A 22,405-nucleotide genomic window follows, 5' to 3' on the forward strand; every position below is an offset into this window, starting at 1 on the left:
TAGTAAAAGTAACGGAAGAAATGATGATGGAACAAGACGGAAAAAGAGTTGGCGGAGATAGCGATCATTGGATATATCTCACTAATTTGAAAGCTTATAATGAAGGATTTTTGTTAGGTGTGTATTTACACTTTCCATTTGATGAGGAAGACTTGGCACAAGCGTATCAAACGATTTGTGTGGGAAATGAGTTTGTGGATGAATTTGGTTATTCGTATGAAGAGTATTTTATTACTGATTATGATGTGCCATTTTCTGTAGGAGAGTATGATTTTCCTCAATCTTTAGCAGAAAGGTTTATTAAAGCAGTCTATAAATTTGATTTAAACAGAAAATAAACTGAACCCCAAAATTCAAAGTAATCATCTTGAATTCTGGGGTTCAGCTTTAAGAGTTGATCTAATCATGAGTGTGAATATATTATACATTATCATTTTTACGTACAAATCTATGATAAGCTATTTGCATATCAACTTAGAGGTGAACATAGTATGAGTAAAAAAAAGATTAATTTAGGAATATGGCTGTTTGTAAAGATCTAAATAATCCTCATATTCTTTCTTGTAAAGAGTATAAAAATTATTATGCAATTTTTTGAAAATCAACAGAGCTTCTTCTACTAATTCTTTTCCTGAAAAATTTTTTGTTTGAATTTTATTTATGCCTTGATGATATTTTAAAACTGTTAAACTGAAAAAGTCTGTACTATTCTTGATTTGATTTTCAGCAAGCTCAATAAAACGATAAGCTAGATCAGTTTCAGCTCTGGTGTGGAAAACATTTATTAAATTTAACAGAAAAAATACATAGTCTTTATTCGTTTCCTCAAATGCTTCAAACTTTAAGAATTTTTCTAAGATGTTGTTAGATAGTATTACCAAGATATCTGAATCAAAAAGATAGGCAAAATTTGTAAACATCTTTATTTCATATAATCCATAATTATCCACTTTGAAAAAATAGTTTATAAGTATGTCTATCTCTTGCTTCGTTAGTTGTAGATTATTTGTCATGGTTGAGATCAAAATAGAATGGTGTTGGTAATACACATCATCTGTTTTTTTAAATAACTCGATGCATTTTTCTTGGAGTTCTTGCAACTCTTCTTGTGTGTTTTGACCAGAATAATATAAGTTGATTGCAGTATCACCTACTAATTTTTTTGAATTATTTTTATAATCATTTGCGATAAATAAGAACTCGTCGAAGGTTACATTTAACCTTGAAAGAATTTTAATGCACTTATCAACAGAAAGATTGTTCTCATTTTTTTCAACCTTGTAATAGTGATTAACAGACATAATTCCTTTGACTAAATTTTGACGTGTGATATTTTTCCCAGTTCGTAGATTTTTTAGAGTAGTACCAATTTTCATTAATGTTCTCCTTATGTTAATTCATTTGGAAAGGGGGGTTGTATATGTATACTTGGATTGAGTTATTTGTGCATCATTTTATCAAAGTTTAAAAGTTGTCAGCCTTGTATTTTATGCAAGGCATTTTTTGTATAGTGAATCAAGATCACATTTTAACACCTGAGCTATAACTGGAAGATGAATAGCATTTAATGTGCTATCTCCATTTTCCAATTTGTAGTAAGAACTTGAATTTTGATACCCTAAATAACTAGCTAAATCAACTTGAGTTAAACCTAATTCCATCCTTCTTTCTCGTATAAAAGACAAATCAACTTCGTATCTTTCAATTTGTATACTGTAAATATTAATATTTTCCATTGTTGTCACTCCTTCTAAGTTAGTAGTTTCATTTTAGATGCTAAGTATTTAAAAGAGTGAAAACTCTTCAAAAATGATTAGTTTTTTTGTTTGATGCATACTGCAGCTAGTAGCAAAGTATCCCCTTCTTCTCTATTATATTTTATTATCCTTCTCTTAAAGCTGAATGTGTAATATATTCACTGCTGTTACTTTAAAAAAATTATACTTTTTTGATGCTGAACGAAAAATACGGATATAAATTCAGATAAAGACATGCTTATTTTTCGATTTTTATCAATTGGTTCGAAAAAAATATTGAATTGTCATGTTTTTGTGTAGTAAGATTATATGTATAGAATAATGGAGGTGTTTATTTGGAAAATGAAATTAAGATTAATATACCAGAGGCAAAAAAATACGCTCACAAACTAAACGAAAATCATCAACTATTATCTTTTGACGTTCCTTTAAGCCTAACCAGTGCTTATTCAGATTTAGGTTCTACTAGCCAGATGAAGCAGGTTGTGAGTCAATTGGAAGGTGTTATTTCAGATATGAAAGACGCTTTGTCTAAGGAATGTGTTTCTTTTACAAGCACAACAGAAGAATTCGAGACATTGGATCAAGTGTTGGGTAGGCTTTTAGGAATTGATAAATTTATTGCATCAACCGTAAATGATCCGTTAGCAAAAACTGAAAGTTCACTTTTAGATGGACTTAATCTTAAAGATCCAATGCAAGTGAAAAGTGCAGGGAGAAATTAATGGATAATTATAAATTCGATCAAGAAGTTTATCAAACTAAACAGCGAATTGAAAGACTTGAACAAGATCATGATGAATTAGCTAAAATACAAAGAAAAATCGAAAACGGTGCTATTATTATGGAAGAAATGACACCATTAAAACGAGAAATTGAATCTTTAATTTCAGATGGTTGGCATGGAAATGAAGCTAATCAGTTCATTGGAAATATGACAGAGGATTGGCGACATGAAGAACGGAATTTCTTTAAACAATACGAAGAATCTTCTGATTCAATTAAAAGGGAAAAGGCTAATATTCAGGAACAAATAACCGAAACAGAACGGGTTTTGAAAAAACTATACAGCAAGGAGAATAATGATGAAAGTTGACTCTGCCGAAATAAAATCAATCGCTGTTCTGTTTGGAAATAAAGTACCTGAAACTACTGGGCAACTGGAAAGTATAGCAAATGTTTTTAAAGAAATAATTATTGACCCAGAAATGGAAGGAAAAGCTTTAAAGACTGCTAAAAAGTATTATGAACAAGTGTATATTCCTGTCATTGAAAATTTATCTTGTGTAATTGAGGATGCAAATCAAGAGATGATTCGGTATCAGTTGGATTTCTCTGAGCAGGTAACAAGCAGTGTTGGCGAACAAATTGACACAGATCAGTTGGAGACCGCAGAAAATAGAATTGAGCAAGAGATACAGCGCTACATAGAAATAATTGATGAATTTAAGAAGGCACCACTAGCAGATATGCAACAAATGACTAATACAGTTAGAGGTGCTGAATCTAGAAAAAATGAATTGAAGGCTAAGAGAGAAAAAGTAGAATCATTTGAAGGTGCACATTCTAATCACTTTTCTAATATTATCACTGAAATACAACACATTCAAACAATGATTAATAGTTTTAAAAATGGTATTCCTTTCAATTCAGATGGTAGTGCTTATGTGCTGACTAGCGGTCAAAAAGCTAGTATGAACTATCTTTCAGAATGTACTGAACAACGAAAAGAGAAGGAAAATGAGTCAGCACCACCAGATATAGGTGATCGAGTTTGGATGGAAATTAATGAAGGTAGTTATAGAGAGTGGGTGCTAGTCGAAAAAGGTACTTATTATGCAACCCAAGCTGATTTAATAGTTACTAAAAAGTATAAGGAATGGGCGCTTAAATATGGTAAAGTAGAGGTAATGAAAGAATATAGCACAGCCGAATTTGATTACCATTTGGCAATCATTAATACTGGAATTGATCCAAATACAGGGTTTCCAGTAGAAGATTGGGAGAAATGGCGAAGTTGGGGATTTGTGTTAAGTACCGTTTCCACTGTTGCTATTAGTGTTTATGGCACTTATAAGATGTATAAAGGCGCTGTTACAGCCCCCTCTTCTTCTAAGAAAGCCAGTGGGTCTGAAGTTCCAAAACTCTCTACTTTAACTGAGGCAGAGCGATTAAGGTTAGCCAATCAATATAAGAAAAAATCTCCAATAAATATTCCAGAAGATGCAAATATAAAAGCTCAATCTAAAAATGGATATGAACAAATATCTTATAAGTGGAAAGAAAATGGAGAGACAATTGAAGTGCGTTGGCATACTAGAACACCAGGAGCACCAGAAGGACAAGGAAATACATTTGTTGTTGAGAAAACTATTCCAGGAACAGCCGATGGTCAACGACGTTCACAACAAATATTAGTAGGAAAAGATAAATGGGTTAGTAAAAATGATTGGCAAAAAGCGATAACAGATAGAAAAAATGGTGTTAGTACACCTGAACAAGATAAAATGTTAACAGAAGGTCACTGGAAAGAATAGAAAGGAATGTCATGTATGGATAATTATTATGAAGGATTTGAGGGAAACCCTGAAATTGATATTTATATTTTTTTAGAAAATGAAAAAGTGGGTATCAAAATGTGGGATGGATATTTTGATGAAATAATGAGAGCGATACAACCAGTAAATGGCGAGTGGAAGTCTTTAGCATATTATTATAATTTGTATGAAGGTTGGTATGATGAAAGCCCTTGGGAAATTCCTAATAATCAAGAAGCATTAAAACAATTTGAGTCAATTGATAAATTAACTTTAGGCAAAGTCTCTCAAGAGATATTGATAAAAATAATAGAATTATTAAAAAATAATTCAAGTAACAGTATTTTTATAGAATACACATAAAATAAAAAGGGCACTTTACTATCAGATTGGAGTCGGATAGTAAAGCCTTGATTAGTAAGCTGACAATCGCTAAATTAGAAGATTATGAAAATGATTCTATTAATTTTTATTTTAAGGACTTAGAAATTACCTCTATAACTTAAATAAAAATGAACTTGATTACAAGGATAGTAATCAAGTTAAAGGGAAACAAGATAAGCACATTAAGTAGATTCATAGTAGCTAGTGCTCCACTTGTTTTATTATTTTAAGAAAACACGTATGCATGCTTAAAATTTCAAATAGTGATTTTATGAGACTTATTAAATATAAGTCTAAAGAAAAGTAGTGAGGGATTAAGATTCCCCACTACTTTTTTGAGTATTTTTACAGAGTATCATCTAATACTCCCGTATTAAGATATGATTTACTAAATAAGTTGCCATCAGGTAGATTGGGTTCTAGGTTTCTGTAAATTGACATAATATGGCAATCAAAAATAAAAGTATAAAACATTTCATCAAAAATTGAAGAGAAAATAGCTTGATTAAGCATTGGATCATTCGTCCTTAATAGTATCACAGGAATTTTTTCATGCGTTTTAACCCATTCTGTCACTCTGTGGTTGCCATCAATTACTAAATACGTATGGAACCCTGATTTAAATGGAACCGCAAGAATAGGACTCTCGCTTAATGGAAAGATTGAATCTTCTGTTTTAGTCCATAAAAATTGTGCATTATCATCAGAAAAATCTGATACCTCATAACTATGAACTGTAGCTTGCGAATAATTAATTTCATTAGCTATCAATTCAGCGTTGAAATGAATTTTTATTTTTTGTCCGTCGTAGTTGATATCTTGATGAAATATTCTAAACGTTTCGACAATTTGGTAGTGTTGTGTATTGGTTAAAATTTGTTCAATTGAAAGACTCTCACATTCCTGTAATAACTTAATCCATGAGTCTAAATAAGTTTCAAGATTATGATCAAAGTGAAATATGTTTTCTTTTGCCTGATCTATGAGAGTCTTTTTTATTTTAGAATAATCAATTTTATATTCTTTTCCTTCTGTAAATGCATATGCCATATCCCTATCCTCCATTTTTTATTTTAGTGTAAATATTGAGTCAAAATTCGAGTGGCTAAACGTTAATTATGATGACTCTGAACCCAACGTTTACTAATTTCTTTTGAATCAAAATCCATACTGAACATTTTTCTGAACAATTCAAAGTTGAATGGATTTGAATTTATCCACTCTTGTACTTCCTTTGGCGCTATTGGCAACATGTGATATGTAATCAACGAAAGAGGAACTTCTTTTTTCTTCTGGTCAGCACACCAAACTATTACACTGGTTGGAACTAAATATTTTGAACCTTTTATTGTTACTGTGCTTTCATTAAAATGTTCCAATTAAATATTCCCTTTTCCCTTCTGGATAAAATCCTTCTCTGATCCTTATTGAGAGCAACTAGACATTAAATCCAATATATCTGTCGGAAACAATGGTAGGCATTCCTACATAAAGTCCCTTTGGTACACCATCAATAAAATTCATTATTTGATTAACTTTTATTATTTCTAATGAACTAACATTAAATAAAATAATATACTCTATTTTTTCCTTATAATTATATAACCACTCCAATAATTCTTTATCCGTATTCATTCTGTAGGAATCATAAACCTCAGAAATTTGATTACCTATGATCTCAGCTGTTTCCATTGCAAAAGTATCTGCGTACTCTATCAAAAAAATCCCGTGCTCTTTAATACCTTCATATTTTTCTAAACTATCAACATGTTTGTTCCAATTCTTTTTAATTGAATTTACGATATTTTCATGTGAGTGACCAGCATACGTCTTATTAGAAAAATGTTTGACAGTTTCACCTTTTTCTTTCTCATTAATTGCTTTGGAAAATTTGTCAAAATTCCCTTTCTCAAATCTAGTCATTTCAGCTTTATGTTTTGAACCTTTTCTATTTTCAGAAGAAGATGTAACAGCAAAATGTTCTATAAAACCTCCTTCAAATATGAAGTCTGGAAAAGCATTGCTGTTTTCGTTAGGTACAGCACTTCCCAACCATATTTTTAATTGTTCGTATTCATTATCAGACACACCAAAACACATTTCTTTTGTTAAAGAATTTCTGACAGCATTTAGACAGAGTTGTTCTATCTTATTTTGCTCATTTAAATTATCACTCATGACTAACACCTTTCTTTCTGGTCATTTTTTGTTTACAGATAATTTGATTATACATTAAAACTACGAATGAAAGATATTTATCTTCTTAAAAGATGAAAATATCTTCCATTAATGATTTTATTCGATATAATATGTTAAAGAAGGAGAGTGATTTATGAGTGCATATTATGAAGAGGTAAAAAAATTAATTTTAGCAAAATATGGTTTTTTTGGTTGGGGAGAGCGATTCTTCTACTATTTGGCTTGGTTCTTTTGTTTAGCCATTTTTTGGAATTTTTATAAGCTGACTACTAAAGATTTAATACTGGATTGGGGATCAGTTATTTTATTGTTTTTAGGCATCGGGTGCTTCGCTTATACAAAATGGCAAAAAAATAGAATGCTATACATTAGGAAAGAAGCATGTGGAAAAATGATATCTGACGGTCGTATTGTAGAGACCAGTGTAAACAGTCTAATCTCAGAAATTAAGTATTCCTTGAACAATATTCGTGTCTTCTCTCAATGGACAGTTGGTATTCTAACAACTTTGATTGTTTTGACTGCTACAATTTTCGGCAACACTTTTTTTAAAGTTATTGATTTTGTTATTAAGGCATTGACAGAGGAAGAAATGAAAGAATTGAACTCTTTAATGATGTCCTCCTTCAACTCTAGTCAGAAAGATATTGTTAGTTTGATATATGAAAATGCATTTGGCGTACTATTGCTTCTTGCGTTCCCTTTAATATTAACTTATTCACTTCAAGCTATGTACACTTTTAATAGAAGGCAGGTTCTTTCTATCCTTATTGACTGTAAATACCTTTTTGAATTAGATGAAAATAATCGTGATTCAAAATCTTCTGAAACTGAATAAAAACGTGTAGTGATAGAGATAAAATTCTATTGCTACTTTTTTTGTTCTAGTAATTTTGAACGAATGGTTTCATATTTTTGTTAAAAAGCTTATTTATATAGTGAGAAGTAAAATGATCTTTGAAAATTGAATATCAAATACTAAGTACGTTTTTTACACAAGAAGCCTGTGAGATTGAGTGCGCCATAATATAAGCGATAACCATTCAATTTCACATTAAATCAAAGTTAGGTTTAAGTGCCATGACTTGTGTGAATGATAATGATACTTCCCGTTAAGGCTCGCTCATACATGGAGGGAGAAGCTGAAATGCTTATGTGATTGTGAACTGCAATCAGCTTAGTATTAAAGAGAACTTTTGCACAAAAAAATCCCCGAAAAGCCAATAAAACCAACGTTTTTATGGTATAATTATAGGTAACTAAGTCATGATTGAGTAGTTAATCTATAGAGAGGAGGCTTATGCTTACACTAACAAAAAAAGACCTTATTGAGTTAGGGTATGGACCAACTCACTCAGCCAAAATCATTAAGGAAGCAAAAAACTTAATGATTGCTAAAGGACATACTTATTATCTATCAAGAAAGTTAGATAGAGTTCCCTGTGAGGCTGTTGAGAAAGTTTTGGGTATAAAGCTTAACAATCAAAATACCATGTCTAATATGCACTCTAGCGTAAATCGCAAGGAGTAGATATTATGACAAAAAATAAAAATGAAATAAAAAAAGCCAAAGATGGTACCTATTATTTTAGAGTTTTCTTGGGTAAGAACTCTTTGACTGGAAAAAGAATACAAAAATATCGTAGTGGCTTTAAAACTCAAAAAGAAGCGAAGGAAGCTCTTTCTGCATTAAGAGTTGAAAAAAGCTCGTTTCTTGAATCTTCTATTGATGAAGAAAAAGAATTGAAGATAATGTTTTCCGATTTTATCGAAGATATCTTCTTACCATACTACAAAACAAGGGTCAAACTTAGAACCTATGAAAACAGAGCCCAAACTATTAGAAAACATTTTCAATATTTCTATCATCTTGCTGTATCAGATATTGAGCCTTTACATGTTCAAGCTTGGCAAATTGAGCTATCTAAAAATTTAAGTCGTTCCTATATAAGGAATGTACAAGGAATATTCTCAGTGGCTATGGATAGAGCAGTGGTGTTGAATTTGACAGAAAAAAATCCTTCTAAAATTGTTGGTAATGTTAAAAAACAAAAAACTAAAGTTGAATTTTGGACAAAAGAAGAGTTTGAGAGAGTGATCTCATTCATATATACAGAAGACTATTATCAGCATTTTCTTTTTGTTTCTCTTTGGCTTTTGTTTATGACAGGAATGCGTTCTGGTGAAGCAACTGCATTGTATTGGAAGGATATTGATTTTGAGACAGGAACTTTAAACATTACTAAAACGTTGTTTTACAAGAATCAGCGTGAATACTACCCAGTAGAACCAAAAACTAGGGCAAGTATTCGTCAGATTGTTTTAGATGATGTCACACTAGAGTTTCTAAAGAAATGGAAGCAAGTACAAAAGGAAGTCATAACTACAGACTTTGTACTATCCTATAATGGAATTCCGACTCAAAAACATACTCTTGCTCGTGCAATCGAACGTTTTTCAAAGCTTGCAGGTGTTCATAGAATCAAACTTCATGCTTTACGACATTCTCATGCCTCTCTTTTAATTAGTATGGGAGAGAATGCGATCCTTATTAAGGATCGCTTAGGACATGAAGATATTGAAACGACTCTTGGAACTTACGGTCATTTGTATCCCAATAGTAACTTTGGAGTAGCCACTAGGTTAAGTGGTATAGTTAATTACCAACCAAGTCAAACGAATAATGACATGTCCCCATCAAATGGATTTACAGTTAAGTATAGAGAAAAAGTTGCAATGGAGTTGCAATGACAGCAACAAAAAAGCCTCAACCCCTTGGTATACAAGGGGTTGAGACTCGCCGGTAACTATTCCCACTCAACAGTAGCAGGTGGCTTACTCGTAATATCATAAACAATCCGATTCACATGATCCACTTCATTCACTATCCTCACAGAAATCTTCTGCAACACATCCCAAGGAATTCTCGCAAAATCAGCCGTCATTCCATCAATCGAAGTCACTGCACGAATGCCCACAGTATAATCATACGTACGACCATCACCCATAACACCCACACTACGGATGCCAGGTAACACAGTAAAGTACTGCCAAATATCACGATCTAAACCAGCATTGGCAATCTCTTCACGTAAAATCGCATCAGAATCACGCACGATTTCTAATTTTTCTTCAGTAATTTCACCAAGCACACGAATCCCTAAACCAGGACCAGGGAATGGTTGGCGCCAAACTAGTGCTTCGGGCATGCCTAATTCGATTCCTAAAGCACGAACTTCATCTTTAAATAAAGTATTCAACGGTTCAATCAATTCAAATTGCATATCTTCCGGCAATCCGCCCACGTTATGGTGAGATTTGATCGTTTGCGCTGTTTCAGTTCCACTTTCTACGATATCTGTATAAAGGGTACCTTGTGCTAGGAAGTCGATGCCATCAAGTTTTGTCGCTTCATCATCGAAAAGATAAACGAATTCATTCCCAATGATTTTACGTTTTTTCTCTGGATCAGAAACGCCAGCTAATTTATCTAAGAAACGTTCTTTCGCATCTACTTTAATAATGTTTAAGCCAAATTTTCCGCCTAAACTATCCATAACTTGTTCTGCTTCACCTTTGCGCAATAAACCATGATCTACAAAGATACAAGTCAATTGATCGCCGATGGCTTTTTGTAAAAGCACACCAACAACGCTTGAATCCACGCCGCCTGAAAGGCCAAGAAGGACTTTTTTATCGCCGACTTGTTCGCGGATTTTGTTGATTTCCATTTCGATGAAGTTGCCCATTGTCCAGTCGCCTTCGCAATGACAAATATCAAACGTAAAGTGACGTAATAAGTCGTTACCATATTCAGAATGACGTACTTCTGGATGGAATTGCACACCGTAAAGGTTGCGGTCTGTATTTTGAACTGCTGCAAACGGACAATCTGCACTAGTTGCCACCGTTTCAAAGCTATCAGGGATGGCAGCGACAAGGTCACCATGACTCATCCAAGCGATTTGTTTTTCAGGTGTTCCTTTAAAAATAGGTGAATCAGGAATCAAAAGTGATAGCTCTGACTTACCATATTCACGGTTGCCAGCAGGTTCAACTTTTCCACCTAAATTATGCATCATTAGTTGCATACCGTAACAAATCCCTAGAATTGGAATGCCTAATTCATAAATTTCAGGATCGATACTAAACGCATTTTCATCATAAACACTATTTGGGCCACCAGAGAAAATAATTCCCTTTGGTGCCATGGCACGGATTTCATCCGCTGTGATTCGGTGGCTCAATAACTCTGAGAACACGCCAAATTCACGAATACGTCGAGTAATCAATTGGTTATATTGACTACCAAAGTCTAAAACAATAATTTTTTCGACAGTTGTCAAATCGGCAACATTGGTCACATTTATTACCCCTATCCATTTAGATTTATCTAAAAAGAGGTTGTAAAAAAAGCGTTTAGGTTCGAGCAGAAAAGGAACAACACGCAAAGGTTGCGTCTTGTACTTTTCAACATCAAATCGCTAAGCTCTTTGTGTTTCAAAGCAAAGAACCTGCTTTTTTTACACCGTTTATGGAGAATTTTCCGTTAGGAAAATTCTGACCCCTTTAGAATCAAGTTAAGTGTTACATGTTTCTTTAGTATTTCCGCATAAATATCTCATCAATTATATGATTTTCAGTCTTATGAAGTATAATATCCGCTCTGCCTCGAGTTGGCAAGATATATTCCTCTAAGTTTTTCAAATTCACTGTTTTCCAAACTTCTTTAGCCATCGCAAAGGCATCTTCACGATTGCCGATCGCATATTGATAATAGTAATTATCTGGATCAAGAAAGGCCGTATCGAGTAAGGCGCCAAATCGTTCAAGGTACCATTTTTCGATCAGCTTCGGTTCTGCATCTACAAAGACCGAAAAGTCAAAGAAGTCGCTGACGTAAATTTGCTGATTGGCAGGCAATTGGAGTGTGTTGATTCCTTCAACGATCAGAATATCTGGTTGTTGGATCACTTCATATTCGCCTTCGATAATATCATATACACTATGAGAATAAAGTGGTGCTTTGATTTCTTCTTGGCTATTTTTGACTTGGTTTAAAAAGTCGATCAACTTTTCCATGTCATAGCTCTCTGGAAATCCTTTCCGATCCATAATGCCCTTTTTTTCCAATACTTTATTTGGATACAAAAAGCCGTCCGTCGTAATCAGTTGGACATTGCGGCGTTTAAAGGTTCTGGATAAAATCAGCTGCAGTAAACGAGCGGTGGTACTTTTTCCAACAGCTACACTACCAGCAATCCCGATGATGAAAGGCGGAACAGGTACATATTCATGCAAAAATAGCCCTTTGCTAACAGTTAAAGACTCAAATTCTTTCATATATAAATGAATCAGATGGGTCAGTGGCACGTAAATGTCCTGCACATCCTGCAATGAAATTTGATCATTGAAGCCTTTGATATCTTCTAATTCTTCTTCTGTCAGCGGCGCTTTGCCGTTATGATAGAAGCCCTGCCATTCCTTCCGTGAAATGGGGTAATAATTCATTTTATCGTCCATCGGTTCCTCCACCAAAGCCAACATTTATTTCTGTGCTTATTATAGCATCTTTCATAAAACAACAAAACCCTACTGAGTGGTTAAAGTAGAGTTTTATTGTGTATTCTTATTTATTCATAATCAAAGCACTTGTATCTTCAAAGTCATAGGCTGACAAGTCTAGTTTGATCGGTGTATTTGTTTTAGGATCATATTTGGTGAGTTGATCATCGAACATAAAATAGTAATAACCACTATCCTGAGTGAAAAATGGAGGATTTATATGTTTTTCTTGTTCCAACTTTTCGTATTCAGGGAAATGAATGAACGATTCTGATTGGTCTTTCAAGTTGTAAACGGACCATGTATAGCTTTTTACATAGAGCTCATAGTGACGAATGATTAGGTTTTCGTTTGGCTCGTCTACATATATTTCCATCGGATAAGGATAAGTCAAAGTGAGATACGCTTTATTTTTTGTTGCTAGGTCATATACAAGTACACGATTTGCTTCTCCTGGTTCACCAGTTGCACTCATGCCAGTATTGGCTTCTGTAATATAAAGTTTATTTTGAAAATGAACCATTCTCATGTATGCACTTGTTTCATCACCTAAATTTGTTTCTTCGATCACTTCAAATTCCTTTGTCATTTTCACTAACATATTTTTGCTTGATCCGTCATCAGGGTTAGTGTAGCCACATAAAACGTAGAGATACTCTCCTAGAGGGATCAATTGATTGGTTAGGATACTTTCTTTTTTGCGGAGTTCCTTTTTCAACTGTAGTTTCAAGTTCTTATCATATTTATAAAATTCTGTTCGATCACTAAAACAGGCGGTAGTATAAAAAAATTCCCCGTCTACATTTGAAGTATAGGCATCATTTCCTTCTGCTTTGACAAGATCAATGGCTAAGTCACGACCAATTTTTGCTAAGGAAACTTCAAGTTTGGGATTTTCAGAGGTTTTTGTGTAGTAATGATTATCCATTGTCCAAAAATTATTGCGCCAAAAATTTAGATTTCCATCTGTTCGTTTAAGTTGTTCCACTTTTTCTAGTTTATCGTCTTTTTCAAGAAAGGTTGTGATGTTTTTTGAATCAATAATAGCTAGATCGTACTCTTCTGTTTTTAGTGCAGTTGTCTTTTGGCATCCGCCAAGCGTAATTAAAAATAATAACGAGGCTAGGCCGAGTATTCTTCTTTTATTCATACATTTGTTTTCCTATCTTATTTTGTTTAACTTTATTGTATAATGGAAGAATTACTGTTTCAATATGATTATGACAATTAGTCAATTTTTAAGGATATTAGTTAAATTTAAATCCTATGATTGGATAGGAGGAGGGGCGGTTTTATTTTTACTGCTAAAATAATTCTTTGCCTCGGCAAAACAGCCTTTTCAATGGTATGATAAATAAAGAAAACAAGTTGAGAAAGGAAAATACCTAATGAAAAAAATTGTTTTATTTGGAGATAGTATCACAGCTGGATATGGCGAAGAAGCTATCACGCCGATTTTACAAAATCTGATCACAGAAGATCTGGCGGCTCAACATTATGAAGAAGTGATGATCGTAAATGCTGGGATGCCAGGAGATACCACGCAAGACGCAATGAAACGTTTAGAAAAAGAAGTCTTAGTAGAAAAAGCTGATATCGTAACGATCTTTTTTGGTGCCAATGATACGAATAGTGACAACCTAGTTCCTTTAGAAAAATACGCAGAAAATATCGAAACAATGATCACTAAAATCGGCAAAGAAAAAGTCGTGTTACTCACACCGCCATACGTAGATTGCGCTAGAAAACCAACACGTGCTGATGATCGGATTCGTGAATATGTCGAACGAGTAAAAGTGATTGGTGCTAAATATGAGATTCCTGTCATCGATTTATACAAAGCAATGGTGGTTTACCCTGGCACAGATGAATTTTTACAAGCAGACGGACTCCATTTTTCTAAAACAGGTTATGACTTACTCGCTGCCTTGATTGTTCGCGAAATAAAAGGTAGACTGGTGACAAAAGAAAATAGTTAGGAAGAAGAAAATGAATAATCATTATTATACAGAGAATCCGGATCTAGCTCATGATTTAGAGCAGTGGTCGTTTGAATTAAGAGGAAAGAAATTCCAGTTTTTAACAGATAGTGGTGTGTTTTCTCGTAATACAGTGGACTTTGGTTCCCGCGTGTTGATCGATGCTTTTGAGTGGGAAGAGTTGCCAGAAGGAAAGCTTCTTGATGTCGGCTGTGGCTATGGTCCAATTGGCTTAACGCTTGCAACACTTAGTGGTAGAACGGTGGAAATGATCGATGTTAATCAGCGTGCGGTGGCTTTAGCGCAAGAGAATGCGAAGAAAAACCATGTGGAAAATGTCGATATCCACACCTCAAATATCTACGCGGAGACTCATGAACAACAATATGCTGCAATCATCAGTAATCCACCGATCCGAGCGGGGAAAAGAGTAGTTCATGAAATTTTAAGTGAAGCACATCCCAGACTTTTAGTTGGTGGAACGTTGACCATCGTGATTCAGAAGAAACAAGGCGCACCGAGTGCTGAGAAAAAAATGGAAGCAGTCTTTGGAAATGTAGAAATTGTTACAAAAGATAAAGGTTATTATATTTTGAGAAGTATCAAAGAATAGAAAATGAATCTAAATTACAGCCGAGAAAAACTTGATTTGTTTTTCTCGGCTGTTTAATTATGTTTAATAACCTGTCAATACAGCAATAATGATGAAAATCCAACAAACAATGACTACAGGAACTGCCATTTTCCAGCCTTCTTTTAACCATTTACCATAAGGAACACGAGCCATTCCAGCCATGGCCATCGTTGAGCCTAATGTCGGGATGATCATATTTAAAACAGAGCCACCGACTTGGAAGGCTAAAACGGTAGCTTGTAAAGAAAGTCCAGCCATCACGCCTAATGGTGCAATAATCGGCATCATTGCCACAGATAAGCCACTACCAGAGGTGATAAAAATGTGGACAAAGCCAACCACGATTGAAATGAAAATTCCCGCTACGATCGGATTTAAACTAGACAATGGTCCAGATAATGATTGAATAATCGTATCCAAAATATTGCCGTTAGTCAAAATAATTTGAATTGCTCGGGCAATCCCAATTAAAAGTGCTGTACCTGCAACTGATGCACCACCTTCAACGAATCCGCTGATGATTTCTTTGACTGGCAAACGATAGATCAATCCGGCAATCACGCCGCCGACAAGGAAGATTCCACCGATTTCGTTTAAATACCACCCAAATTTTAATGAGCCAACAACAGTAAAGACAAACATCAAAACAAATGTAATCAAAACGCCAATTTGTCTTGGATTAAGTGAGTAAGAAGAAATTTCTTTTGATAAAGACAAGCCTTGTGTATCCACATCACTAACCGCACTTTTCTCGGGATTTTTCTTGACTTTATTCCCATAAATCGTGAACATGATCGCAATCACGCAAGTATTCACGAACCACATCGCCACACGTAAGCCCATTCCTGAGAAAATCGGTAATCCGATGATTGATTGTGGTGTACCAACAACAGCCGCATTGATCGGCGACATGGCAAAACCGATTCCGCTACCAGCTAAAACTAAAGCGAGTCCTAAAATTAAATCATAACCAAGACCTAGAGAAATGGAGACCGCAACCATCGTAAATGGAATCAACGCATCAGGTCCACTGACAAATCCTAGAATCGAAAATAGGAAGGTCAAAAGCCAAATAACGACAGAAGAGGGGACGTGTGCTTTTTGAATTTTTTGAATCATCACACCGATACCGCCTTCGATAGCACCTGTTTTATTAAAGACGACAAATGCACCAGCAGATAAAAAGACTAGAAAAATAATAGCAGATGATTCGCCCATTCCTTGAGAAATGGAGCCGAGTAGCAGTCCAAGTGTTACAGGCGTACTGTCGATTCGTTTATAGGTTCCAGGAACAACAACTGGGTTTGCGATGCCCTCCACTGTTTCACGATCAAATGAACCAGCAGGAATTAAAAACGTCATTAAGCATGCAATAAATAAAAAGCTGAGCAGTAAAACGTAGGGATTGGGAAATTTGAACTTAAATTTGGTTTTCATTTATCTCTCTCCTTTAAAATTTTGACAAAGAATCAATAATTAACTCGACAAATTTGGTTCGATCAAGATCGAATCCGACTAAAGCATTTTCTTTACGGCCTGTTTTTTTATTGTAATCAACAATTGTTGAAGCGTAATTAAGCCCTTCAGCCGTATTGACAGCAACGTTTAATGGCACCATCTTGAACAGTGACGGGTCAACGATATAAGCTGCAGCACAAGCGTCGTGTAAGTGTTGACCTTCGATGTGATCGCTTGGTGCTAGAAACGGCTGTGCTATTTTTGTGCTGAAAAATTCTAAGATACCGACAAAGTTTCTGCCGACAGGAGTATTGATTTGACGAACACGATCGATGTCTTCATTCATAAATTGTGCTTTTAAGGTCACATCTAAACCAAACATTGCGATTGGCACACCAGATTTTAAAACAATATCCGCAGCATCAGGGTCTACGTAAATATTAAATTCAGCATTCGGACTCCAATTTCCACCAAAACAAGCCCCGCCCATAAAGGAAATCAATTCAATTTTTTCGTGAAGCTCTGGATAGGCTAATAAAAAGATCGCAACGTTCGTCATAGGTCCAGTGGCAACGATCGTAACTTTTTCATCTTGTTCTTGAATCACTCGGGCCATTAATTCAATGGCCTTTTCTTTGGGTTCTTCTATCGGAATATCTGGTAAGATCGCACCATCGATGCCAGATTCGCCATGGATATTCGCCGCGATGGTTAGTTCATGTTTGATTGGCTTGCGAAACCCTTTTGCTACCGGAATATCTTCACGTCCTGCAAGTGCTAAAAGCTTTTTCGCATTACCATAAGTCTTTTCTTGTGTTTGGTTTCCAGAGGCAGTTGTCACGGCAATCAGATCGATATTTTCAGCAGCTAATAGAAGGTACAAAGCAAAGGCATCATCATGTCCTGGATCACAGTCTAGAATTACTTTTTTGTTCTTAGTCATTTTTTCACCATTCCTTTTTTATTTATTACACTATCTCTTTCAATAAGAGTAAGAGGTAGTAAAATAGCTGTTTCTTTGGTAGCAGTACCATTGATTATGGTAATCAATCGTTTGATGGATTCCTTACCAATCTCTTCGATGGGTTGACGGATAGTCGTCAATCTTGGATTGAAGATTTGGGTCATCGGAATATCATCAAAACCTGCCACAGAGACATCCTCTGGGATACGTATACCTAAATCCAACAATTCACGGATCAAATATAATCCAATCAGATCATTGGCTGCAAAAACTGCTGAACGTTTATCAGCAATGATATAACCTGCAGCGATTTTTGCAGCATTGACTTCATCTTGGCCTTCATAGATGGGGATATTAGTGGTAGCAATTCCTGAGCTGCCAAGTTTGGAGATGAAGCCCTTCATTCGTTTAAGTGCTTTATTTCCAAGGTTCTTTGAAACAATTCCACAAATAGAGTCGTGTGCATTCTGGAGAAATAAATCAGCGATCATTGCCCCGCCTTGTTCGTCATCAACGCCAATCGATAATTGTTCATGATCATCACCTTGGCGATCCAAAAACAAGGTTGGCATGGTAAGTGTTAATTGCTGTTTTTCTAATTGTTGAGGATTGGTCGAAGTTAAAATCAAGCCATCAACATTTTGTTCCATAAAGCTTTGAATATGCTTTTTCTCTTGCTCAAAATCGTTATAAGAATTAGCAATAAAAATATTATAGCCATAAGAAATAGCATAGTCGCCTAAAGATTTAGCTAATTCCGAGAAAAAGGGATTGGAAATATCTGGTACGATCACCCCGATATTCATCGTTTTTGAGGTGACGAGACTACTGGCATTTTGATTTTTTCGATAGCCTAGTTCTTGGGCGATTTGTTTGATTTTCTCTCTGGTTTGAGTATTGATTCGTGCTTTTTTATCATTGATAGCAATTGAAACAGTAGCTGGTGAGACACCGGCAATTTTGGCAATGTCTTTGATGGTAACAGCATTTTTTTTCTTTCCAGACTTCTCTATTTGTCTAACCAATAGTTCGTCACCTCTTTGAGCGTTGGCAAAGAATCTTGGGCACCGTTTTTTTGAACCGTCAAAGCAGCTACTTTATTGCCGAATTCGGCAGCGTGTACCACTTGTTCAAACGTTGGCATAGCTTCTTTTGTTGTGACTAATTGTGAGACAAGTCCGCCAATAAAAGAATCGCCAGCGGCTGTTGTATCAATTGCAGCTACTTTTTTAGCTGAGATAAATCGTTGGTCTTCTGGACTAGTCACCAGCACACCAGCGCCACCCATGGTCACGATCAAATAACTCGGACCTTCGTTTAGGATTTGCGGACTTAGTTGTAAGATGTCTTCTTGTGATAACTGTTTATTTGGTAAATTAGTCATTGAAATAAATTCTGATTCGTTTGGCACTAGAATATCTGTGTTTTTCAACAACATCTTATAAGATGCTTTAAACGGTGCTGGATTTAAGACGGTTATTTTGTTCAATTTTTTCGCGATTGAAAAGATTGTGTTGGTGATGGCAATCGGTACCTCTAATTGTGAAACAATAATATCGACATCAGCGATTTTGTCGCGAATGTTATCCAAGTCGGTTTGATCAATTGAGCCATTGGCGCCAGGCAATATACAAATATTATTTTGACCTGCCTCATCAACCACAATGAAGGCTAAACCGGTTTTTTCTGGCCCTTGGGAGATATAGGTTGTGTTGATTCCTTGGCCTTGCAAATGGTGAAGATATTTTTCTCCCAACGCATCTTTACCAACTTTTCCAAATGCAATGGTGTCAACGCCTAGACGATGAATGCCTAGTAATTGATTGGCTCCTTTCCCACCAAAATTTTCAATCAAATCAGAAGCGACGACGGTTTCACCGATTTCTGGAATTTTCGTTGTTTTAATTGTGTAATCAACATTTAAACTAGTTAAAACCATTACTTTACTCATTGCTGTATCCTCCCATTTTTAAGACGGTGGCGAAATGCTTCCACTGTCGTAATATCCTGCTGGAATAAAAATTCTTCAACGACAGACATCAGATAAGGTTGTTCAATATTTGCTTTTTCCATTAGTGGTTTATTGTAAAAGGTTTCTTTTGCCCCGCTATCTGAAAGAATTTGCCCATTGGCCATGACAAGTATTCGATCGAAGTTCCTAGCAACAAACTCCATATCATGTGTAACGACAATGATCGTTGTATCGCTTAGGGTATGAATCATTTTTTCCAGTTGTTGAATTCCTGCCTTATCTTGTCCAGCGGTAGGCTCATCTAAGATGATAATCTCTGGTTCCATTGCGATGACGGACGCTAAAGTGACAAATTTTCTTTGCGAGAAAGGTAAATTATATGGCGGTGTATCCAAAAGTTCTGTTAAACCGCTTAACCTAATAGCATTATCGATAGCTTGTTTTGCATGCTGGGTGTCAAAACGTAGGTTTTCAGGTCCAAAAGCAATTTCTTTTTTGACGGTGTCATGAAAAATTTGATCATCTGGATTTTGAAAGGAGTAACCAACATGTTTAGAAATAACGGAAGTACTTTTGTCACAGATATCGTCTCCAAATAGAGTAATACTTCCTTGATCTGGTCTTAGTAAGCCGTTCAATAACTTGGATAAAGTTGTTTTTCCAGCACCATTTTGACCAATGATCGCCACCTTTTCTCCTTTTTCAAATGCCACGGAAATGTCTTTTAAGACTACCGTTTGATCATAAGAGAATGTCATGTTTCGGACGCTTAGAATGGTCATTCATCTCCACCTCTTTTCTTAAATAGTCTAAAGCGCTCTTTCTAGTTACCGGCAGCTGAGGAGCATCTGGAATGATCGAATGGTCAACCAAATCCTTTAAAAGATAGAGCGGCTGAGGACAATCAACGGCTAAAGAGCTGTGAATGATTTGATTGAACACTTCTACAGGAGTACCGCTAGTGTAAATTTGACCAGAATCTAATACATATAGTCGATCAGCGAATTCTGCGAGTAGATCCATTTTGTGTTCCACCAAAAAGACGCATTTATTTTTTTGCTTCAAGCCTTGAATCATTTTAATTATTTCTTTGGATGAAAGTGGATCCAACTGTGATGTAGGTTCATCAATGATAAAAATTTCCGGGTCCATCGCAATCACAGCAGCTAAAGCGACTTTTTGCTTTTGCCCGCCAGATAAATGCAACGGGTTTTTTTCAGCGATCTGACCAAGATCAAACTGCTCAATAATTCGTTCAACTGTGACTGTGATCTGCTCAAGCGGAATCCCTAAATTTTCCAGTCCAAAAGCAATCTCTTCGAAAACTGTTTCAGTTGCACCAGTAATTTGGACAAAAGGATTTTGCGAGACGAAACCAATTGTTTTACTTAATTCCTCTCTAGAGAAGTCTTGCAGCTTTTTATTGTCGATAAGAATCTCTCCGGTTAGTTCGCCTTTGTAAAAATCAGGTGCAAACCGCCTTAAAACATTACATAGAGTGGTCTTTCCGTGCCCATTATTGCCAATAATACCAATGATTTCACCAGCGGTCGCTTCCAGTGACACTTGGTGAAGTGCCCAACTATGTTCTAAAGGATAGCGGTAAGAAACATTTGTTACTTGAACTTTAGGCATAACATAACCTCCAAACAAGAATAATCAGTAGATAAAGAAGCATCAAACTGTAAATAACAATATCTTTTTTCGTTTTTAAAGGTTGATACAAACGCGCCTTTTTACCTGGAATAGAAATACCGCGTGCCTCTAACACTAACGATTTTTCTTCCGTACTGTAAAATGAAGAAAGAATTAATGGCAACATAGTTGGAATCATCTTTCGAAATCGAGTAAAGGCATTACCGCTAAAATCCATTCCGCGGCTTTTTTGCGCCTCGATGATCACGTTCATTTGCTTTTTCATTTCAGGTACCATTTGTATCGCTGATTTTACAACGAAAACACCAACTGGACCAAAGCCTAAATTAGTTAGGATAAAACTAAGCTCTGCGGATGAAGTGATTTTAAAGAAAAGTAAGAAACCGCCACACAAAACAGAAATTCTAGCAATCAATAAACAAGCACGGTCGATCCCTTCTTGGTAAACATCAAAGACGAAAAAACTAGTGATCAAATCAGTGCCTTTTGTTGTGATAGAGATCATTAAAAACATGAAAAGTCCTAGAACAGCCAACGTTTTAAATAGTGTTTTGCTGTATTCCTTAAAAATGGACGCAGCGGATGCAAGTCCGAGAAACAAAAGTAGGATCAATAGATAAAAGAGGATGTTATTAACGATCAGTGCCGAAAGGCAAAGCGAAAACAAAATGATTAATTTTGAACCAGGATACAGTCGTAGGAGATTAGTTTTCATTTAGATAACCTCCGCCATTCTCAAATTTAATCAAAAATCGATCTGGTAGCGATTTCAAAACAGTATAAACCATTAAAAGTGAAAGACTTTTATCGATCAATTCCTGAATTAATTGAGCTGATAAAACACTAGTTAAAAGTTTTTGGCCCAAAGCAAGTAAAGAGGCTGTTAGCAGCGAACCCGTTCCGCCAGTTGCTCCGCCGAATAAATAGAAAGTAACGATACCAGAACAAAGTGTAGTTAAAATGGAAAGAAGTAAAGCTGAAACGATCACTCTGGGAATAGTGCTTAATAGATGCTGTTTAGATAAGAGGCCGGCCGCTAGCCCAATGATCATGGACGTTCCAATGTAAGCAAAAACGATTGGATTGATAATTCCGTTGATACAAGTAGTCAAAGCACCAGTTAAAATTCCAATGATCGGGCCACATAATGCACCAGCTAAAATGGTACCGATTGAGTCTAATAAAATAGGTAACCGTAAAATTTGAGATAATTGGTAACCAACGACATTAATGGAAACAGCGACAGGAATAATCAAATAATTTAAAATGGCAATATTCGTTAAAATTTTTCGCATGTTGT

The 22,405-nt window shown here is 35.4% G+C and carries 26 protein-coding genes; 10 read left to right on the plus strand and 16 right to left on the minus strand.

What is annotated here, in order from left to right; translation table 11 throughout:
* The coding region (locus RV15_RS14230; protein ID WP_245791387.1) for an antirestriction protein ArdA at positions 1-338 on the plus strand (338 nt) is incomplete at its 5' end.
* Between the two features lie 174 nt (positions 339-512).
* On the opposite strand, the gene RV15_RS14235 is transcribed toward RV15_RS14230, so the two are convergent.
* Complete coding sequence (locus RV15_RS14235) at positions 513-1,376, minus strand: helix-turn-helix domain-containing protein (protein ID WP_071878684.1); 864 nt, start codon at positions 1,374-1,376, stop codon at positions 513-515.
* Between the two features lie 111 nt (positions 1,377-1,487).
* Positions 1,488-1,736 carry a helix-turn-helix domain-containing protein gene (locus RV15_RS14240; RefSeq protein WP_083429197.1) on the minus strand — a complete coding sequence of 83 codons (249 nt, stop codon included), beginning with the start codon at positions 1,734-1,736 and terminating at the stop codon, positions 1,488-1,490.
* Between the two features lie 356 nt (positions 1,737-2,092).
* Here RV15_RS14240 and RV15_RS14245 point away from each other — a divergent pair, with 356 nt between their 5' ends.
* Genes RV15_RS14245 through RV15_RS14260 form a run of 4 tightly spaced genes read left to right on the plus strand, consistent with a single transcriptional unit; the run spans position 2,093 to position 4,657 of the window.
* Positions 2,093-2,482: a TIGR04197 family type VII secretion effector gene (locus RV15_RS14245; protein WP_071878685.1), complete on the plus strand. Its 390-nt coding sequence runs from the start codon at positions 2,093-2,095 to the stop codon at positions 2,480-2,482.
* Positions 2,482-2,853 (plus strand): hypothetical protein, encoded by a 372-nt coding sequence (locus RV15_RS14250; RefSeq protein ID WP_071878686.1) that lies wholly within the window; start codon positions 2,482-2,484, stop codon positions 2,851-2,853. Before RV15_RS14245 ends, RV15_RS14250 begins: the two co-directional genes overlap by 1 nt.
* Positions 2,843-4,294, plus strand: a complete 1,452-nt coding sequence (locus RV15_RS14255; protein ID WP_071878687.1) for a T7SS effector LXG polymorphic toxin — start codon at positions 2,843-2,845, stop codon at positions 4,292-4,294. The genes RV15_RS14250 and RV15_RS14255 overlap by 11 nt, the downstream gene beginning before the upstream one ends.
* A gap of 15 nt (positions 4,295-4,309) precedes the next feature.
* Positions 4,310-4,657, plus strand: coding sequence for a dihydroorotate dehydrogenase (quinone) (locus RV15_RS14260; protein WP_071878688.1), 348 nt, complete (start codon positions 4,310-4,312; stop codon positions 4,655-4,657).
* Positions 4,658-5,023: 366 nt separating this feature from the next.
* On the opposite strand, the gene RV15_RS14265 is transcribed toward RV15_RS14260, so the two are convergent.
* The 3 genes from RV15_RS14265 to RV15_RS14275 form a co-directional block, all read right to left on the minus strand.
* Complete coding sequence (locus RV15_RS14265; protein ID WP_071878689.1) at positions 5,024-5,728, minus strand: hypothetical protein; 705 nt, start codon at positions 5,726-5,728, stop codon at positions 5,024-5,026.
* A 62-nt stretch (positions 5,729-5,790) separates the two neighbouring features.
* Positions 5,791-6,057 (minus strand): hypothetical protein, encoded by a 267-nt coding sequence (locus RV15_RS14270; RefSeq protein ID WP_071878690.1) that lies wholly within the window; start codon positions 6,055-6,057, stop codon positions 5,791-5,793.
* 58 nt (positions 6,058-6,115) lie between these two features.
* Complete coding sequence (locus RV15_RS14275; RefSeq protein WP_071878691.1) at positions 6,116-6,856, minus strand: hypothetical protein; 741 nt, start codon at positions 6,854-6,856, stop codon at positions 6,116-6,118.
* Between the two features lie 154 nt (positions 6,857-7,010).
* Here RV15_RS14275 and RV15_RS14280 point away from each other — a divergent pair, with 154 nt between their 5' ends.
* The 3 genes from RV15_RS14280 to RV15_RS14290 all read left to right on the plus strand — a co-directional run bounded on the left by RV15_RS14280 (position 7,011) and on the right by RV15_RS14290 (position 9,628).
* Entirely contained in the window at positions 7,011-7,715 is a 705-nt protein-coding gene (locus RV15_RS14280) for a hypothetical protein (RefSeq protein ID WP_071878692.1), read from the plus strand.
* A 462-nt stretch (positions 7,716-8,177) separates the two neighbouring features.
* Complete coding sequence (locus RV15_RS14285; protein WP_071878693.1) at positions 8,178-8,408, plus strand: DUF3173 family protein; 231 nt, start codon at positions 8,178-8,180, stop codon at positions 8,406-8,408.
* A gap of 5 nt (positions 8,409-8,413) precedes the next feature.
* Positions 8,414-9,628, plus strand: a complete 1,215-nt coding sequence (locus RV15_RS14290; protein WP_071878694.1) for a site-specific integrase — start codon at positions 8,414-8,416, stop codon at positions 9,626-9,628.
* A gap of 56 nt (positions 9,629-9,684) precedes the next feature.
* Here the strand turns inward: RV15_RS14290 and guaA are convergent, their stop codons facing one another.
* The 3 genes from guaA to RV15_RS14305 form a co-directional block, all read right to left on the minus strand.
* Positions 9,685-11,241, minus strand: coding sequence for a glutamine-hydrolyzing GMP synthase (gene guaA, locus RV15_RS14295; RefSeq protein WP_071878695.1), 1,557 nt, complete (start codon positions 11,239-11,241; stop codon positions 9,685-9,687).
* A 235-nt stretch (positions 11,242-11,476) separates the two neighbouring features.
* Entirely contained in the window at positions 11,477-12,400 is a 924-nt protein-coding gene (gene coaA, locus RV15_RS14300; protein WP_071878696.1) for a type I pantothenate kinase, read from the minus strand.
* Between the two features lie 106 nt (positions 12,401-12,506).
* On the minus strand, positions 12,507-13,592 hold the full coding sequence (locus RV15_RS14305) for a hypothetical protein (RefSeq protein ID WP_071878697.1): 1,086 nt from the start codon (positions 13,590-13,592) through the stop codon (positions 12,507-12,509).
* Positions 13,593-13,830: 238 nt separating this feature from the next.
* On the opposite strand from RV15_RS14305, the gene RV15_RS14310 reads away from it, so the two are divergent.
* Together RV15_RS14310 and RV15_RS14315 are read left to right on the plus strand one after the other, a co-directional pair.
* Positions 13,831-14,421: a GDSL-type esterase/lipase family protein gene (locus RV15_RS14310; RefSeq protein ID WP_071878698.1), complete on the plus strand. Its 591-nt coding sequence runs from the start codon at positions 13,831-13,833 to the stop codon at positions 14,419-14,421.
* A 10-nt stretch (positions 14,422-14,431) separates the two neighbouring features.
* Complete coding sequence (locus RV15_RS14315; protein WP_071878699.1) at positions 14,432-15,034, plus strand: class I SAM-dependent methyltransferase; 603 nt, start codon at positions 14,432-14,434, stop codon at positions 15,032-15,034.
* 63 nt (positions 15,035-15,097) lie between these two features.
* Here RV15_RS14315 and RV15_RS14320 read toward each other — a convergent pair whose 3' ends face one another.
* The 8 genes from RV15_RS14320 to RV15_RS14355 are packed head-to-tail and all read right to left on the minus strand — an operon-like array spanning position 15,098 to position 22,400.
* Positions 15,098-16,492, minus strand: a complete 1,395-nt coding sequence (locus tag RV15_RS14320; RefSeq protein ID WP_071878700.1) for a YfcC family protein — start codon at positions 16,490-16,492, stop codon at positions 15,098-15,100.
* A 13-nt stretch (positions 16,493-16,505) separates the two neighbouring features.
* Entirely contained in the window at positions 16,506-17,456 is a 951-nt protein-coding gene (locus RV15_RS14325) for a nucleoside hydrolase (RefSeq protein ID WP_071878701.1), read from the minus strand.
* Entirely contained in the window at positions 17,453-18,502 is a 1,050-nt protein-coding gene (locus RV15_RS14330; RefSeq protein ID WP_071878702.1) for a LacI family DNA-binding transcriptional regulator, read from the minus strand. Before RV15_RS14330 ends, RV15_RS14325 begins: the two co-directional genes overlap by 4 nt.
* Positions 18,487-19,428 (minus strand): ribokinase, encoded by a 942-nt coding sequence (locus RV15_RS14335; RefSeq protein WP_071878703.1) that lies wholly within the window; start codon positions 19,426-19,428, stop codon positions 18,487-18,489. The genes RV15_RS14330 and RV15_RS14335 overlap by 16 nt, the downstream gene beginning before the upstream one ends.
* Positions 19,425-20,231 carry an energy-coupling factor ABC transporter ATP-binding protein gene (locus RV15_RS14340; RefSeq protein WP_071878704.1) on the minus strand — a complete coding sequence of 269 codons (807 nt, stop codon included), beginning with the start codon at positions 20,229-20,231 and terminating at the stop codon, positions 19,425-19,427. Before RV15_RS14340 ends, RV15_RS14335 begins: the two co-directional genes overlap by 4 nt.
* Entirely contained in the window at positions 20,191-21,084 is an 894-nt protein-coding gene (locus RV15_RS14345; RefSeq protein WP_071878705.1) for an energy-coupling factor ABC transporter ATP-binding protein, read from the minus strand. The genes RV15_RS14340 and RV15_RS14345 overlap by 41 nt, the downstream gene beginning before the upstream one ends.
* Positions 21,077-21,820 (minus strand): energy-coupling factor transporter transmembrane component T, encoded by a 744-nt coding sequence (locus RV15_RS14350; RefSeq protein ID WP_071878706.1) that lies wholly within the window; start codon positions 21,818-21,820, stop codon positions 21,077-21,079. The genes RV15_RS14345 and RV15_RS14350 overlap by 8 nt, the downstream gene beginning before the upstream one ends.
* Entirely contained in the window at positions 21,810-22,400 is a 591-nt protein-coding gene (locus RV15_RS14355) for an ECF transporter S component (protein ID WP_071878707.1), read from the minus strand. Before RV15_RS14355 ends, RV15_RS14350 begins: the two co-directional genes overlap by 11 nt.
* Positions 22,401-22,405: the final 5 nt, after the last annotated feature.

The sequence above is a fragment of the Enterococcus silesiacus genome (genome assembly GCF_001886225.1).
Taxonomy (GTDB): domain Bacteria; phylum Bacillota; class Bacilli; order Lactobacillales; family Enterococcaceae; genus Enterococcus_L; species Enterococcus_L silesiacus.